This window comes from Sphingobium sp. B8D3B (assembly GCF_025961875.1).
Classification (GTDB): Bacteria; Pseudomonadota; Alphaproteobacteria; order Sphingomonadales; family Sphingomonadaceae; genus Sphingobium.
In genome coordinates this window covers 2387376-2401782 of sequence record NZ_JAOQON010000001.1, presented here as the reverse complement: position 1 = coordinate 2401782, position 14407 = coordinate 2387376, and the positions used below count along the sequence as shown (strand labels likewise).

14 protein-coding genes are annotated in these 14407 nt (G+C 64.2%); 8 read left to right on the top strand and 6 right to left on the bottom strand.

Annotation, left to right across the window (positions count from 1 at the left end; all coding sequences use genetic code 11):
* Positions 1-20 precede the first annotated feature (20 nt).
* Positions 21-644, bottom strand: coding sequence for a class I SAM-dependent methyltransferase (locus M2343_RS11170; protein WP_264576707.1), 624 nt, complete (start codon positions 642-644; stop codon positions 21-23).
* A gap of 172 nt (positions 645-816) precedes the next feature.
* On the opposite strand from M2343_RS11170, the gene M2343_RS11165 reads away from it, so the two are divergent.
* Positions 817-1824, top strand: a complete 1008-nt coding sequence (locus tag M2343_RS11165; protein ID WP_264576706.1) for an alcohol dehydrogenase catalytic domain-containing protein — start codon at positions 817-819, stop codon at positions 1822-1824.
* A gap of 21 nt (positions 1825-1845) precedes the next feature.
* Here the strand turns inward: M2343_RS11165 and M2343_RS11160 are convergent, their stop codons facing one another.
* Entirely contained in the window at positions 1846-2079 is a 234-nt protein-coding gene (locus M2343_RS11160) for a hypothetical protein (RefSeq protein ID WP_181560687.1), read from the bottom strand.
* 158 nt (positions 2080-2237) lie between these two features.
* Positions 2238-3143: a LysR family transcriptional regulator gene (locus M2343_RS11155; protein ID WP_264576705.1), complete on the bottom strand. Its 906-nt coding sequence runs from the start codon at positions 3141-3143 to the stop codon at positions 2238-2240.
* A gap of 87 nt (positions 3144-3230) precedes the next feature.
* On the opposite strand from M2343_RS11155, the gene M2343_RS11150 reads away from it, so the two are divergent.
* From M2343_RS11150 to M2343_RS11140, 3 genes are all read left to right on the top strand, one after another.
* A complete protein-coding gene (locus M2343_RS11150; RefSeq protein WP_264576704.1) occupies positions 3231-4265 on the top strand; it encodes an aldo/keto reductase in 1035 nt (344 codons plus the stop codon).
* A gap of 14 nt (positions 4266-4279) precedes the next feature.
* A complete protein-coding gene (locus M2343_RS11145) occupies positions 4280-5461 on the top strand; it encodes an MFS transporter (protein ID WP_264576703.1) in 1182 nt (393 codons plus the stop codon).
* A gap of 114 nt (positions 5462-5575) precedes the next feature.
* The gene (locus tag M2343_RS11140; protein ID WP_264576702.1) at positions 5576-5926 is read left to right on the top strand and encodes a DUF2200 domain-containing protein; all 351 of its coding nucleotides are present in this window, start codon (positions 5576-5578) and stop codon (positions 5924-5926) included.
* A 176-nt stretch (positions 5927-6102) separates the two neighbouring features.
* Here M2343_RS11140 and M2343_RS11135 read toward each other — a convergent pair whose 3' ends face one another.
* Positions 6103-8667 (bottom strand): EAL domain-containing protein, encoded by a 2565-nt coding sequence (locus M2343_RS11135; protein ID WP_264576701.1) that lies wholly within the window; start codon positions 8665-8667, stop codon positions 6103-6105.
* Between the two features lie 184 nt (positions 8668-8851).
* Here M2343_RS11135 and M2343_RS11130 point away from each other — a divergent pair, with 184 nt between their 5' ends.
* Positions 8852-9061: a hypothetical protein gene (locus M2343_RS11130; protein WP_264571338.1), complete on the top strand. Its 210-nt coding sequence runs from the start codon at positions 8852-8854 to the stop codon at positions 9059-9061.
* A gap of 1 nt (position 9062) precedes the next feature.
* On the opposite strand, the gene M2343_RS11125 is transcribed toward M2343_RS11130, so the two are convergent.
* Both M2343_RS11125 and M2343_RS11120 read right to left on the bottom strand, forming a co-directional pair.
* Positions 9063-9248: a YbdD/YjiX family protein gene (locus tag M2343_RS11125; protein ID WP_264571337.1), complete on the bottom strand. Its 186-nt coding sequence runs from the start codon at positions 9246-9248 to the stop codon at positions 9063-9065.
* Entirely contained in the window at positions 9245-11293 is a 2049-nt protein-coding gene (locus M2343_RS11120; RefSeq protein WP_264576700.1) for a carbon starvation CstA family protein, read from the bottom strand. The genes M2343_RS11125 and M2343_RS11120 overlap by 4 nt, the downstream gene beginning before the upstream one ends.
* Positions 11294-11604: 311 nt before the next feature.
* Between M2343_RS11120 and M2343_RS11115 the strand changes: the two genes are divergently transcribed.
* From M2343_RS11115 to M2343_RS11105, 3 genes are read left to right on the top strand one after another with little or no spacing between them, the layout of a single operon-like run.
* Positions 11605-11934: a hypothetical protein gene (locus M2343_RS11115; protein WP_264603887.1), complete on the top strand. Its 330-nt coding sequence runs from the start codon at positions 11605-11607 to the stop codon at positions 11932-11934.
* A 57-nt stretch (positions 11935-11991) separates the two neighbouring features.
* Positions 11992-13266 carry a TolC family protein gene (locus M2343_RS11110; RefSeq protein WP_264576698.1) on the top strand — a complete coding sequence of 425 codons (1275 nt, stop codon included), beginning with the start codon at positions 11992-11994 and terminating at the stop codon, positions 13264-13266.
* Entirely contained in the window at positions 13263-14405 is a 1143-nt protein-coding gene (locus M2343_RS11105) for an efflux RND transporter periplasmic adaptor subunit (RefSeq protein ID WP_264576697.1), read from the top strand. Before M2343_RS11110 ends, M2343_RS11105 begins: the two co-directional genes overlap by 4 nt.
* Positions 14406-14407 lie beyond the last annotated feature (2 nt).

The window sequence follows — 14407 nt, the reverse complement described above, 5'->3', positions numbered from 1 at the left end:
TGATGGGGAGCGACGCCGGATCAATCCACCCGGTTCGAAGGGCGAGATCGCTTCGGCTCTCGACACCAATAGAGTTGATAAGGCGGCACGTTGAGCCAGCGCCGGCGCCGTTTCACTCGTGTGAAGACTTTGCGGAGTGAGGGTTCGATCGTCCGACGCACCTGATAAGCGAGGAACTCACCGTCATCGTTGAGAAGGCGCGCTGCATCTTCCACGATCCTCGCCCTGTCGGACTTCTCCAACGCGGAGAAGGGGAGGCCAGAGAGAATATAGTCTACCCGCGCGACCACGTCGTCCCCAAGGATGGCCCGAGCTTGGAGAGCCGATCCTGTATGGACGGTCAGACGAGGATCATCGACGGTTTGGCGAAGATGGTCGGCAAGCCCGTCCTCGCTTTCGATCGCGATCAGCTGAGCGTCGCGTGGGAGGTGCGCAAGAATATAGCGGGTAAACTCACCTGTGCCGGGGCCATATTCGACGAACAGGCGCGTTTTGGCCCAGTCGACCCCTGCTAGCTGGCGCTTGATGGTACCCGCCGAGGTGGCAATGGGCGAGCCGACTGAAAGAGGTGCCTTGGCGAACTCCTTGAGGAATGTCGTCCAATGCGGTGAGCCACCATTCCCGTCCTGCGACGTGCTCGCCATGGCATATATCCTCCCGAAATCTTCAAGAACAATGTGATCGAGCGCTGTCCGTTCCGGGCTTGGCATTTTATTGGATGCGAGCAGTCGGTTAGGCCGTGTCAGCATTGAGGCGGATAAGATAGAGATGTCCCCCTCGGGCACGGGCCTCGGCGAGAGACGAAAGGGCATATTTGTGAAAGCCGTTATCTTCCAGGCGCTCCACACGCCGCTGGCGTTCGAGGATGTTCCTGATCCGACGCCGGGCGAGGGTGAACTGGTGGTCAAGGTCGGGCGCTGCGGCATTTGCGGCAGTGATCTGCATATGACGCAGGATGCCGCTTATGGATGCAAGCATGGCGATGTGCTGGGCCATGAGTTCGCCGGCGAAGTGGTGGCGCTGGGTCGGAACACGCAAGGGTGCAAAGTGGGCGAGCTCGTCTCGGTCATCCCGCTCAAAAGCTGCGGCGACTGCGAGCATTGTCGCAAAGGCGAAGTGCAGTGGTGCGCGTCATTCGGGCTGCAGGGTGGCGGTTATGCCGATTATGCGGTCACCCGCCCAAACCAGTGCGTGCCGCTTCCGGCAGGGCTGACTCTGGCGGATGGCGCCATTATCGAGCCGCTGGCCGTAGCCCTGCACGGCGTGAACCTCTCGGGCCTGAAAACCGGTGACAAAGTGCTGGTGTTGGGCGCAGGGCCGATCGGGCTTGCGGTGGCCTTCTGGGCCAAGCGGCTCGGGGCCGCCAAGGTGGCCGTGCAGGATATCTCCCCCTCGCAGCAGCAGCGCGCGCACGATATGGGCGCGGACGTGTTCGTGGTGGACCCGCAGAACCCCGTCGAAAGTGCCGTGCAGGGTCTGGGTGGCATGGCCGACATCGTCTTTGAATGCGTCGGCGTGTCCGGCCTGATCGCGCAAGCCGTGGACCAGGTGCGCCCGCGCGGCACGATCCTGTTGCTGGGCCTGTGCACCAAGCCGGACACGTTCAATTCCTTCGCCATGCTCGGCAAGGAAGTGCGCCTCGTTACCTCAGCCTTCTTCACCGTGCAGGAATATGAGGCCGCCCTTGCCGCGCTGGAGCAGGGCGCCATCGCGCCCCGGCTGATGGTCACCAGCACCATTGCGCTCGCCGATACGCCCACGGTCTTCGAGGCCCTCAAACAGCGCGGCGAGCAGTGCAAGGTGCTGATCGCGCCGGGCGTCTAGGCCCTCGGCGCTAACCCAGCGTCAACGGTCAGCCGTGAGGATGGGGTGGTTCTGGCGCAGTTCATCGAGCAGGCTCTCGACCTTTGCGATATCGGAGGTCGAACCGGTCGCATCGACCATCCAGTTGCAATGGGGATGGGTCCGGAGATCGTAAATTCGGATCGGACCGACGACCTTGCGCCAGCGTTGGCGAGTGCCGCCATGGTCACGGACCAGTCGTGCAATAAGAATATCGGCCAGCTGAGATTGGGTCATGGCGCTGCCTATCTCTTGCGGCGCGGCCCGCGCAAGGGAGGAGTGAGCACCTGATCCGCAGCGCTGTCCCGCGTCATGGGCGTCATCGGCGACCAGCTTCCCCGGGCCATGAGCGCGAGCACAACGGTCGTCTCGTCCACGACGGCGACAGGCGCAACCTACCGCATGTGCTCGATCAGAAAGTCGACAAAGACGCGCACGCGGGCCGGAAGATTGGCGCCGCCGACGAACACCGCATTGATCTGCTCGACGTCACCGGGGTTGTAGTCTTCCAGCAGCGGCACGAGCGTGCCGTTGGAGATCTCCTGCGCGACGCTGAAGGCGCCAACACGTGCGATGCCGACGCCCTGCGCAGCGAGTTGACCGAGCGTTTCGCCATTATTCGCTTCAATGCTCCCCTTCATCGCCAGGGAGAACGCCTCCCCGTCGCGCATGAAGGGCCAGACTGGCTCGCTGCGGCGAAAGTTGAAGTTCAGGCAATTGTGGCCATGCAAATCCTCCGGCACGCGCGGGGTCCCGGCACGCGCAAGATAGTCAGGTGAGGCGATAATGACGCGGCGGCTTTCGCCGAGTCTGCGCGCGGTCAGGGCGCTGTCGGCGAGCGGACCGAAGCGGATCGCGACATCGGCCTGCCCCGCTGCGACATCGACCAGCGCATCGGTCAGCGCGATGTCGACCAGAATATGGGGATAAGCCTGCGCGAAGCGGCCGAGCAGCGGCACCACGCACAACCGCCCGTGCGACAGCGCTGCGCTGATCCGCAGGCGTCCGCGCGGCAGGCCCTGATCGGCGATCTGCTGCTCGCTATCGTCGAGATCGGCAAGGATGCGCCGTGCGGCCTGGAGATAGGCGAGGCCTTCCGCCGTCGGGGTCAGCGCCCGGGTCGAGCGGAGCAGGAGCCTGACGCCCAGTCGCGCTTCGATCCTGTCGACCGCGCGGCTCACCGCCGAGGGTGTCAAACCCACCGCGCGGCCGGCGGCGGAAAAACTGCCCCGATCGATCGCCGCGACGAATATCTCCATGGCGCGCGCGCGATCGCCACTCTCAATAACTTTTGCGTCCATAGCAAAGATCCTTGGCTCGAATGCGCACTACAACAGGGGGGCGCTGCGGTCCATTTATGAGTGGAAATCGCAATCGAAGGATCGAGCATGGATTATCGGCAACTAGGGCGCTCGGGTTTGCGCGTGCCAGCTTTGAGCTTCGGCGCCGGGACGTTCGGCGGCAAGGGGCCGTTGTTCGGCGCCTGGGGACAGAGCGACGCTGCCGAAGCGCGGCGGCTGGTCGATATCTGTCTCGATGCGGGCGTGACCCTGTTCGACACCGCCGACGTCTATTCGAACGGCGCGTCGGAAGAGGTGCTGGGGTCCGCAATCAAGGGGCGGCGCGATGCCGTGATGATCTCCACCAAGACCGGCCTGCCGATGGGCGAAGGGCCGCAGGATTGGGGCGCTTCACGGGCAAGGCTGATCCGCGCGGTGGAGGATGCGTTGCGGCGCCTGGACACGGATTATATCGACTTGCTGCAACTCCATGCGCTCGATGCGTCCACCCCGGCGGAAGAGGTCATGGGCACGCTCGATATGCTGATTACGGCGGGCAAGCTGCGCTATGCCGGTGTCTCCAACTATCCTGGCTGGCAGGTGATGAAGGCGCAGGCCGCGGCGGACCGCCATAGCTGGCCGCGCCTTGTCGCCCATCAGGTCTATTATTCGCTGATCGGGCGCGCCTATGAGTGGGATCTGATGCCGCTCGCCGCCGACCAGGGCATCGGCGCGCTGGTGTGGAGCCCGCTCGGCTGGGGACGGCTGACCGGGAAGATCGGGCGCGGCCGACCGATCCCCCCGGGCAGTCGCCTGAATGAGACAGAGCAATTCGCGCCGCCGGTTGCGGAGGACCATCTCTATCGCGTGATCGACGCGCTGGAGGCGGTTGCAGCCGAAACCGGCAGATCCGTGCCGCAGGTCGCGATCAACTGGCTGCTGGGCCGACCGACCGTCTCCTCCGTCATCATCGGTGCCCGGAATGAGGCCCAGTTGCGTGAAAATCTGGGCGCGGTCGGCTGGGCTCTGACGCCCGAACAGATTGCCGCGCTGGATGCGGCCAGCACCGTCATGCCGCCCTATCCGCATACGCCCTACCGCCAGCAGGACGGCTTTGCCCTGCTCAATCCCCCCATGGTCTGAAGGGAGTGAACCCTTTGAAACTGAATCCCGGCATCATCGCACTGGCGATCGGCGCGTTCGGCATCGGTGTGACCGAGTTTGCACCCATGGGTCTGCTCCCGGTCATCGCCGGCGATCTTGGCGTGTCGATCCCGACCGCCGGCCTGCTCATCAGCGCCTATGCGTTCGGCGTGATGCTGGGCGCGCCATTGATGACCCTGACCACCGGCCGGGTACCGCGCCGCACGCTGCTCATTGCGCTCGCCGGCATCTTCACGCTCGGCAACCTGTTGGCTGCGATCTCGACCGGATACGGGATGCTGCTGGCGGCGCGGCTCGTCACCTCGCTCAACCACGGCGCGTTCTTCGGCGTCGGGGCGATCGTGGCCGCGAGCCTGGTGCCGCCCGAGCGCAAGGCTGGCGCAGTCGCGGCGATGTTCATGGGGCTGACCATCGCCAATGTCGTCGGCGTCCCGCTCGCGACCTGGGCGGGCGAGCATTTGGGTTGGCGGATGTCGTTCTGGGGGATCGCCGGACTGGGCGTTGCCACCATCGCCGCGCTGCGGCTGACCCTGCCGATCTTGCCGGCGCCCCAAGGCGGCAACGCCATTGCCGAGCTGCGGGTGCTGAAGCGCGGCCCGGTGCTCGCCGCCTTGGCGCTGACCGTGATCGGATCGAGCGCCATGTTCACCGTATTCACCTATATCGCGCCCATCCTCCGTGCAGAAACGCATGCGTCGCTCGGCTTCGTGACGGCGATGCTGGTGACCTATGGCGTCGGACTCACGGTGGGCAACTGGCTGGGCGGCATCTTCGCGGATCGCTCGGTCGATCGCACATTGATGGTGACGCTCGCCGGGCTGGCGCTGGTGCTGGTTGCGTTCGCGGTCCTGATGCCCTTCGCCGCGCCAACCGCGATCCTGATCTTTCTCTGGGGTGTTGCAAGTTTCGCGCTCGTCCCGCCGCTTCAGGTGCGGGTGATGGCTGCCGCAGCGGATGCGCCCAATCTGGCATCCGCCGTCAATATCGGCGCCTTCAACCTCGGCAACGCGATCGGCGCCGCCATCGGTGGCGGTGTGATCGCTGCGGGACTTGGCTATCGCGCTGTCGCCCTGGCAGGGGCCGGCGCCGCAGTCATCGGCCTGATCGCCGTCGTGGCCGCGGTGTGGACATCGCAGGCCCCCCAACGTCAGGAACCGAAAATTTGCGATGCTTGAACGGTGTTGAGACGCAACCACCTCTCTGCCACGGAACGGTCATTCCGGCAGAGCACTTGCTTATCGCCGGTCCTCTATTCATGCTTCGAGGACGATCATGTGATGGAGCGGCCGATGGCAGGGCATCGTATCTATTCAGTCAGTGTCGCAAGCGTCTATCCTCTCTATGTCGCCAAGGCAGCCAAGAAAGGGCGCACAAAGGAAGAGGTGGACGAGATCTTGCGCTGGCTGACGGGGCACAGCCAAGAGTCCCTCGATAGCGTGCTGGCCGCCGGCACCTCATTCGAGGACTTCTTTGCAAGCGCCCCCTGCATGAATCCCGCGCGTTCCCTGATCACCGGCGTAGTCTGCGGCGTGCGCGTCGAGACGATCGAGGAGGGCACCATGCGCGAAATCCGCTATCTCGATAAACTGATCGACGAACTCGCAAAGGGCAGGGGGATGGAAAAGATCCTGCGCGGATAGCACCTATTGCGACTGCGGCTGGGCCAGCAGTGCGTCGATATGGCCGCACTTCGCCTGGCCGACGCCAACCATCTCACAAGGCAAGCGCCAGTCCGAGCTGGATCGAGCGGCGGGCGTAAGAACTCTCGCCACAATAGGTGGCCCGCACGGAAGCCGACCGCGATTGGAGAGAGAAGTTACGCCATTCTGAAAGCTTTGGTCTCGAAATCGGGACTGTGCGTCAGCATCTGGCGCAATGTGCGCGCACCGACCGGCTTGCTCAATAAATAGCCCTGCAGGTGCGTACAGCCGCTTTCAATCAGGAGACGCACTTGTTCTTCAGTCTCGATGCCCTCGGCCACGATGCCCATGTCCAGCGCACGGCCAAGGCCAACCACCGCCTGCACGATTGCCTTTGCCGCGCGGGACGTGGCGATCTCATCCACGAATGATTTATCGATCTTGACCTTGTCGAATGTGAAGCGCTGAAAGTAGCTGAGGGAAGAGTATCCCACTCCAAAATCGTCGATCAGGATTTGAATACCGAGTGCGCGCAGATCCTCCAACTGCTTGAAGGTTCGTTCAACGTCCCGGATGACGAGGCCTTCTGTGACTTCGAGCTGGACGCGGTCGGCACGAATGCCGGAATCATCCATGGCGCGCCGCACTGTTTCGACAAGCCGCCCCGAAATAAACTGCATGGGGGAAAGGTTGATGGCGACACGCACATGTTCGGGCCAGTCTTGCGCGTCACGACAAGCGCGGCGCAGCAGTTGTTCGCCCAAGCGATCGATCAACCCACATTCCTCCGCGAGGGATATGAAGATGTCAGGGCGGATCGGCCCGCGCTCGGGATGTGTCCAGCGTGCCAGCGCTTCGGCACTGGTGATCTGGCCGGAGTTTGCGGAGAGGACGGGTTGATAGGCGAGTTCGATCCTGTCTTTCTCAATGGCTTCGCGTAATTCGGTCTCCAGCTTCCGGCGATCCTGCGCTGCGGCGTCCATCTCGGCATTGAAGAAGCAGGCTTTGCCCCTTCCCATCTGCTTCGCGCGGTAAAGCGCCAGATCGACATTCTCCCGAAGCTGCTCGGTTGTCAGACCATCTTCAGGCATGAGCACAATGCCGATGGAGGCGCCGACATGTGCGACCACACGATCGGTCAGGAACGGCTTGCAGATACTCATCAGAACAGCCGAAGCGACGTCGTCAGCACGTTCGCGCAATCGCGTGCCGGTAAGGACGGCGATGAATTCGTCTCCGCCGATACGCGCCACCCACCCTTGGGCGGGAACCGCGCTCCGGAGCCTGTCACCGACCTGTGAGAGAACCACGTCGCCTACCGGGTGCCCGAACTGGTCGTTGACCGCCTTGAACCGGTCAAGATCGATGCTGAGCATCGCAAAAGGCTCGCCTGCCCGGACGAGACGGTGAAGTTTGTCGGTGAAGCTCGCCCGATTGAGCAGTCCGGTGAGGGCGTCATAATGTGCCAGGCGGAGAACTTCCGCCTCCGCCAGTCGCGTTGCGGTCACGTCTTCAGATATACCAAGGAGATATTGCCCCGGCCGGTCCGGACCGTCGATCAGGGTGCGGGTCGTCCGCAAATGGACAGACTCGCCATCTTCGCGGACAAACTCGCTTTCGAAGATCGTGGCCGAAGGCGACGCGATCGACTCATTGTCGCGTCGCTCGTAATCTTCCCCATAATCGGGAAAAAGATCCTTGTCGGTTTGTCCGATGATATCGCGGGCGGGACGACCGATAGCAACCTCACCGGCGCGATTGATCATCAGATATTGGCGCGTTTGCGTGTCCTTCACGAACAGCATCGCAGGCAGGTTCGTCACGACTGTATCCAGAAACGCCTGGGTCTGCTCGCGCTCCCGTTCCAAAACCTTGCGCGCGCTGATGTCTCGAATGATTGCTGCGAAGCCGCCCTCCGGCGGTCCTGCGCCCCATCGGGCTAAGGACAGTTCTACCGGGAACTCGCTGCCATCTGCCCGCCCGCCTACGAGCTCAACGAACGTTCCGACAATTCTGGTGGCACCGCCCGCGGCGGCCCTCGCGAAAATGTCCCGATGACCTTCTGCAAGGCGCTGCGGGATAATGATCTCGACATTCCTGCCGAGAGCCTCGTCGCGCGCATGACCAAACATGCGTTCGGCGGCCGGATTCCAGTAGACAATCGTTCCGTGGCGATCGGCCGCGAGCACCGCGTCCGAAGTCGCGTCAACCACCCTCGCGGCGATCTCTCCCATGTTCCGGAAGCGTCGGGACTCGATCAGGTCGGTCGCAAGCTTGGCTAAATCCCGGAGCACAGCTTCCTGCGGCGCGGTCAGCCCATCACGAGCGGTGGGATCGAACACACATAAAGTGCCGAGACAGTGCCCCGAATTCACGATCAGGGGGATGCCGGCATAAAAGCGTATTCCGCTCTCCTGCGTTACGAGCGGGTTAGAGCTGAACCGATCATCCTGCGTAGCATCGGGAACCACGAGGAGGCCGCGCGAAGCGACGGCGTGAGTGCAGAAAGCGATGTTCCGGGGTGTTTCAGAAAATGGGATACCGTGCCGCGATTTGAACCATTGCCTCTCTTCGTCGATGAGGCTGATCGCGGAGCTCGCAACACCCAGCGCGGCGGCAGCCAGCCGGGTAATCTCGTCAAAGTCGCGCTCGGGCGGGGTATCGAGAATCTCCAGTTTGCGGAGAGCAGACAGTCGGTCAACCTCGCTGAAAGCGGGAGGTGGCGTGTGGGAGCGGTCCATCGAACTGGTATGGCGAAATGGGTTTACAGAGTAGTAAATTACAGTTGTCGAGCCGACTGACGAAGGTGGCGGGCGTGATCGCAGCCAGTCACGGCAAGAGCGATGGAGAAAGCCACACCGTTGAACGCGCGCGCGGAACTGGCTCCTGCGGCCTCCGTTTCCAAAGCAGAAACGGAGAAGACACATGGAAGAACACAACCCTCGACAAAAGCCGGAACGGGATCGGTCCATGCCGGACGGCAGACCCGAGCCGTCCAACCCCTCGGTCGTCCCGAACACCGATAAGCCACAAGGTCGCGAGCGCGATTATATTGAGGATGGCCAGCGAAAGGCCGAGCGCGACGAAAAGCAGATGCGGGATGCAGGTTTTGGTTCCGAGATAGGCGCCGAATAACCTAGCAGCACTTGCCTCCGCCAGCGCCCCCATAGCGCGCCTGCTCACGGTTACGGAAAAACTCGGTCCGCGTCATCGGTTTGGCCTGCGGATGGTGACGCGCCATATGGGCCAGATAGGCCTCATAAGGCGGTTGCCCGACCATCAGGCGCGCGGTGGCGCGCAGCCGGTGCCACAGGCCGCTCATTCCGCAGGGACCATCTGGGCCGGGGCTTCATGCGCCGTCGGCTCGGGATTGCGCAGGCTCGCCAGACAGGTCCGGATGGTGAAGAAGAGCAGCGAGAGCACCACGGCGACAAACAGCGCGCAAAGGCCGGCATCGATCCGATCATTGAAGATGATAGCATTCATCTCCGCCATGGATTTTGCCGGGGCCAGAACTTCGCCCCGCGCGGCGGCGTCCGAAAAGCGCCGGGCATGCGCGAGGAAGCCGACGGCCGGATCGCTCGACAGGAGCTTGAGCGCGCCGGCGCTCAGCGTGCAGACCAGCAGCCAGAGGGTGGGCACCACGGTCACCCAGGCGAACCGGTGCTGCTTCATGCGGAACAGGACCACGGTAGAAAGCATCAGCGCGACGGCCGCGAGCATCTGGTTGGAGATGCCAAACACCGGCCAGAGCGTGTTCACGCCGCCCAGCGGATCGGTGACGCCTTGATAGAGGAAGAAGCCCCAGCTGGCCACGCACAGCCCGGTCGCGATCACCCCCGGCAGCAGGGCGTTGCCCGCGCGGAATGAGGGAACGGCGAGGCCTATCAGATCCTGCAGCATGAAGCGGCCGGCGCGCGTCCCGGCATCGACGGCCGTCAGGATGAACAGCGCCTCGAACAGGATGGCGAAATGATACCAGAACGCCTTCATCGCCGGCCCCCCGACGACATGGCTGAAAATCTCGGCCATGGCGACGGCGAGGGTCGGCGCGCCACCGGTTCGCGACACGATGCTGTGCTCACCGACGTCGCGGGCGGTCTGGGCCAATGTGTCGGCTGAGACCGGAAAGCCCATGGCGGTGACCGCGGCCGCTGCGCTCACGGGATCGCCGCCGGTGATCGCGGCCGGACTGTTCATCGCGAAATAGATGCCCGGATCGAGGATCGAGGCGCCCACCAGCGCCATGATCGCCACGAACGCTTCCATCAGCATCGCGCCATAGCCGATAAAGCGCGCATCGGTTTCGGCCGCGATGAGCTTGGGCGTCGTGCCGCTGGAGATGAGCGCATGGAAGCCTGAGACGGCGCCGCAGGCGATGGTGATGAACAGGAAGGGGAAGAGGCCACCCGACCAGACCGGACCGCCCCCGCCGACGAACTGGGTCAGCGCCGGCATCCGCAGCGGCGGGGCCATAACGACTATGCCGATCGCCAGCGCGGCGATCGCGCCGATCTTGAGAAAGGTCGACAGATAATCGCGCGGCGCCAGCAGCAGCCACACCGGCAGGATGGAGGCGACGGCGCCATAGCCGATGAGGATCCAGCAGAGCTGCGTAGGCGTGAAGGTGAAGATCGGCCCCCAGACGGGGGAAGCGGCGACCGATTGCCCGTACATGATGGCGAGCATCAGCCCCACGAAGCCGAGCAGCGAAACCTCGCCAATGCGGCCGGGGCGGATCCAGCGTGTGTAGATGCCCATCAAGAGGGCGAGGGGGATCGTGGCCGCGACGGTGAACATGCCCCAGGGGCTCTCCGCCAGCGCGCGCACGACGATGAGGGCGAGCACCGCGAGGATGATGACCATGATCAGAAAGGCGCCGGCGAGCGCGATCGTGCCGGCGACCGGCCCCATCTCCATGCGAACCAGTTCACCGAGCGATTTGCCGTCGCGCCGCATCGAGATGAACAGCACCATGAAATCCTGCACCGCGCCGGCCAGCACGACGCCGAAGATGATCCACAGCGTGCCGGGCAGATAGCCCATCTGCGCCGCGAGCACCGGGCCGACCAGCGGGCCGGCACCGGCAATGGCCGCGAAATGATGACCAAAGAGGACGCGGCGATCCGTGGGGACATAATCCAGCCCGTCGCCCCGATACTGGGCCGGCGTAGCGCGAGCAGGATCGAGCCGCATGACGTGCCGGGCGATGTAGAGCGCATAATAACGATAGGCGACGAGGAAGATGCTGACCGCGGCGATGACGATCCACAGCGCGTTGACCGCCTCGCCGCGTGCCGTGGCGACAATGCCGAGACAGACGGCGCCGATGATCGCGAGGATGATCCAGAAAATATGCTTCACCATGTCCGCCCCTAACATTCCATCCTGGATTCGCCGCAACGCCCACTGCGCGCATGAGCTGTCGTAGGCGTCACTTACACGCTTTCCAAGCCGGTCCCGCAAGCTTGCGCGAGGGTGACCGCGTAAAGCCTGGCGCGTGATGCGAAAACCTCCGCCGCTGCTCACGTCGGCGAGCACGTTATGCCTGCTGCCCATCTCGATAACGGGGGTATCGCTCTCGCCACCTCCGGCGGCACGCAAGTCATCCTTACGGATAAGGAGCTCATTTCAAATAAGCGGTTACGTCGTGGCGGCGGAGTGATAAGGGGCAGATGATGCGCAAGCTTCTCCCTTTGCTCGCCTGTTTGATGCTGGTGCTTTCCGGCTTCGCGGGCATGGCGCACGCTGCTGAAGCGGTGGGCGGGAGCGTGCTTGGCGCCGAACTTACGGTCCACGCACCGGGTGATGGCGACGAGGTGCCTGCGGACAGCGACAATGGACTGCCGCATCATCACAATCCCTGTCACGGACATCATGTTGGAACGCCTGCAACGATCATCGGGTCACAGGCGAGCCTGGTGACGAACGATCCCGAGCAGCGCCATTTGCGCGCGCCGCTGCCGGATGGCCGCGGCGGCGTCTTGCCAAGGCCGCCCCAAGCCTGACGGTTTCGCCGGCCGGCGCATGCCGGCCTGACGATCAGCTGTCAGGAAGAATCACTCATGAAGAAATTGCTCGCGGCGATGCTCGCCGCAGCGTCCTGTGCCTCGGCGGCGCAGGCGCAACAGGGGCGCGTATCGGCCGATGCTGCGGCGTCGATCCTCACGCTTGAACAGACCATAGCCGCAGCGGGCGGCGCAGCACCGTCAACCGACGCTGCCAAAGCCGCTATCGAAGCCGCGCGCGCCAACCGCATGGTTGCGGGCCTGCGTCCCAACCCGGTGGCACAGGCGCAGGTCGAGAATGTCGTCGGCACCGGACTATATAGGGGGCTCCGGAGCGCGGAGACGACGATGGGCGTGACATTGCCCATCGAACTCGGCGGCAAGCGCAGTGCGCGTATGGCTGTCGCCACAGCGCAACTTTCGCGTGCGGAACTGGAAGCAGCGGTCGTCGCGGCCGATGTCCGCCTTCAGGTTACGTCGCTCTATGTCGAGGCAATCGCGGCGGAAAGACGGCTCGCAACCGCCCATGACCAGCTCAGGATCGCGAACGATGCCCTGCAGGCGGCAAAGGTGCGGGTGCAAGCCGGCCGTGCTTCACCGCTTGAAGAACAGCGTGCGGATCTCGCCAGGATCAACGCGGCGGCGAGCCTGGAACGCGCGGCCCGGCTTGCGGACGTCGCCCGGCTGAACCTCGCACGACGGCTTGGCGGTTCGATTGATGGTGCGCTGGACATCGGGCTGCTGGACCAAATTCCGACAGCATCCTATGGCCCGATGATCGAGCCGTCAGCGTCCGGCACGCTCACGCTTGCGGCAGCCGACGCCGATCTTGCCGTCGCCGATGCCGGCATCCGTCTGGCGCGCGCCAATCGTGTGCCCGATCTTAATATCGGGCCGGCGCTCCGGCGTCTGGAAGCGACCAACGACACCGCCGCGGCTTTGGCCATCTCGATTGCGATCCCGCTGTTCAACAACGGCCAGGCGGCAGTGGCGCAGGCCAGTGCCGAGCGCACAAGGGCTGAGGCGCGGCGGCGCATGACAGCACTCGATGTCGATCAGGCGATTGCCGAAGCGCAAGCTGAAGCAGCCAATGCTGAAACGACCGCACGCGCGGCCGCCGGCCCGGCGCTTGCGGCCGCGCAGGAGGCGGCTCGTATCGCACGGATCGGCTATCGCGAGGGCAAGTTCAGCCAGCTCGACTTGCTCGACGCCGAGCGCACGCTCGCGGACACCCGCGTCGCTGCGATCGATGCCCTCGCCAATTATCACAATGCCCGTGCGCGGCTGGAGCGGCTGACCGCTCCCGCGCCTCAAGGGGGAAACCAGTCATGAAGAAAATCCAGCTTGCGGGCGCATTGTCGCTCGCGCTCATATTGGCTGCCTGCGGTGACGGCACTTTGACAAACGAGTCCGCGCCCGAGCAACCCAAGGAAACCGGTCATGCGGATGAAGGCGTCATCACGCTCTCGGTCGAACAGATCGCGGCGGCAGGCGTGCAGGTTGCCGTTCCGCTGATCGGCGGCGCCGGCACGATCGAACTGCCCGCGACGATCGATGGCGATCCGCAGGCGACACAGGTCGTCTCAGCGGCGATCGCCGGTCGTGTCGTCGCGCTTAACCGCAATCTCGGCGAAAGCGTTTCCCGCGGGCAGACGCTTGCGGTGATCGAGAGCCGCGAGGCGGCGCAGCTCAAGGGGGCGGTCGAGGCGGCCCGGGCACGGCTCGCCCTCGCCAATTCCAATCTCGCGCGCGAGCAACGGCTGTTCTCTCAGCGCGTTTCACCTGAGCAGGACCTGATCGCGGCGCGAACCGCGGCAACCGAAGCGCGGATCGCACTCACTCAGGCGCAAAGCCAGGTTTCGGCAACTGGTGGCGGTGGGAGCGGGCTCAATCGCCTCGGCATCGTTGCCCCCATCTCGGGCCAGGTGATCGCGCGACCGGTGGTGCTCGGTCAAACAGTTGCGGCTGACGCCGAGCTGTTCCGGGTCGCCAATCTGTCGAAGGTCTCGCTCTCGCTCAGCCTCGAGCCCGAGGATGCGGGCCGCGTGCGTCCCGGTGCGCCCGTGACGGTCACCGCAGCAGGACGGTCGGCAATCGGGCAGATCAGCTTCGTATCGCCAGCGCTCGATCCACAGACGAAACTGGTGCCGGCGATCGCATCGCTCGACAATGGCGGCGGCGTCTGGCGCGTTGGCGAGGCGGTTACCGCGTCGGTGCAACTGGCTGGCGGCGGCGACGGTCCCGCCTCTGTGCGCGTGCCCTTGACGGCCGTGCAAATGGTCGAGGGGAAAACGGTCGTGTTCGTGCGGACGGCGACAGGCTTCAGGGTCACGCCGGTCCAGCTTGGCGATCCCGCCGGCGACACCGTGCTGATCCGCTCCGGGCTTTCAGGCCGTGAGCGGATCGCCACCACCGGAAGTTTCACGCTCAAGGCCGAACTCGGCAAGAGCGAAGCAAGCCATGAGGACTGAAC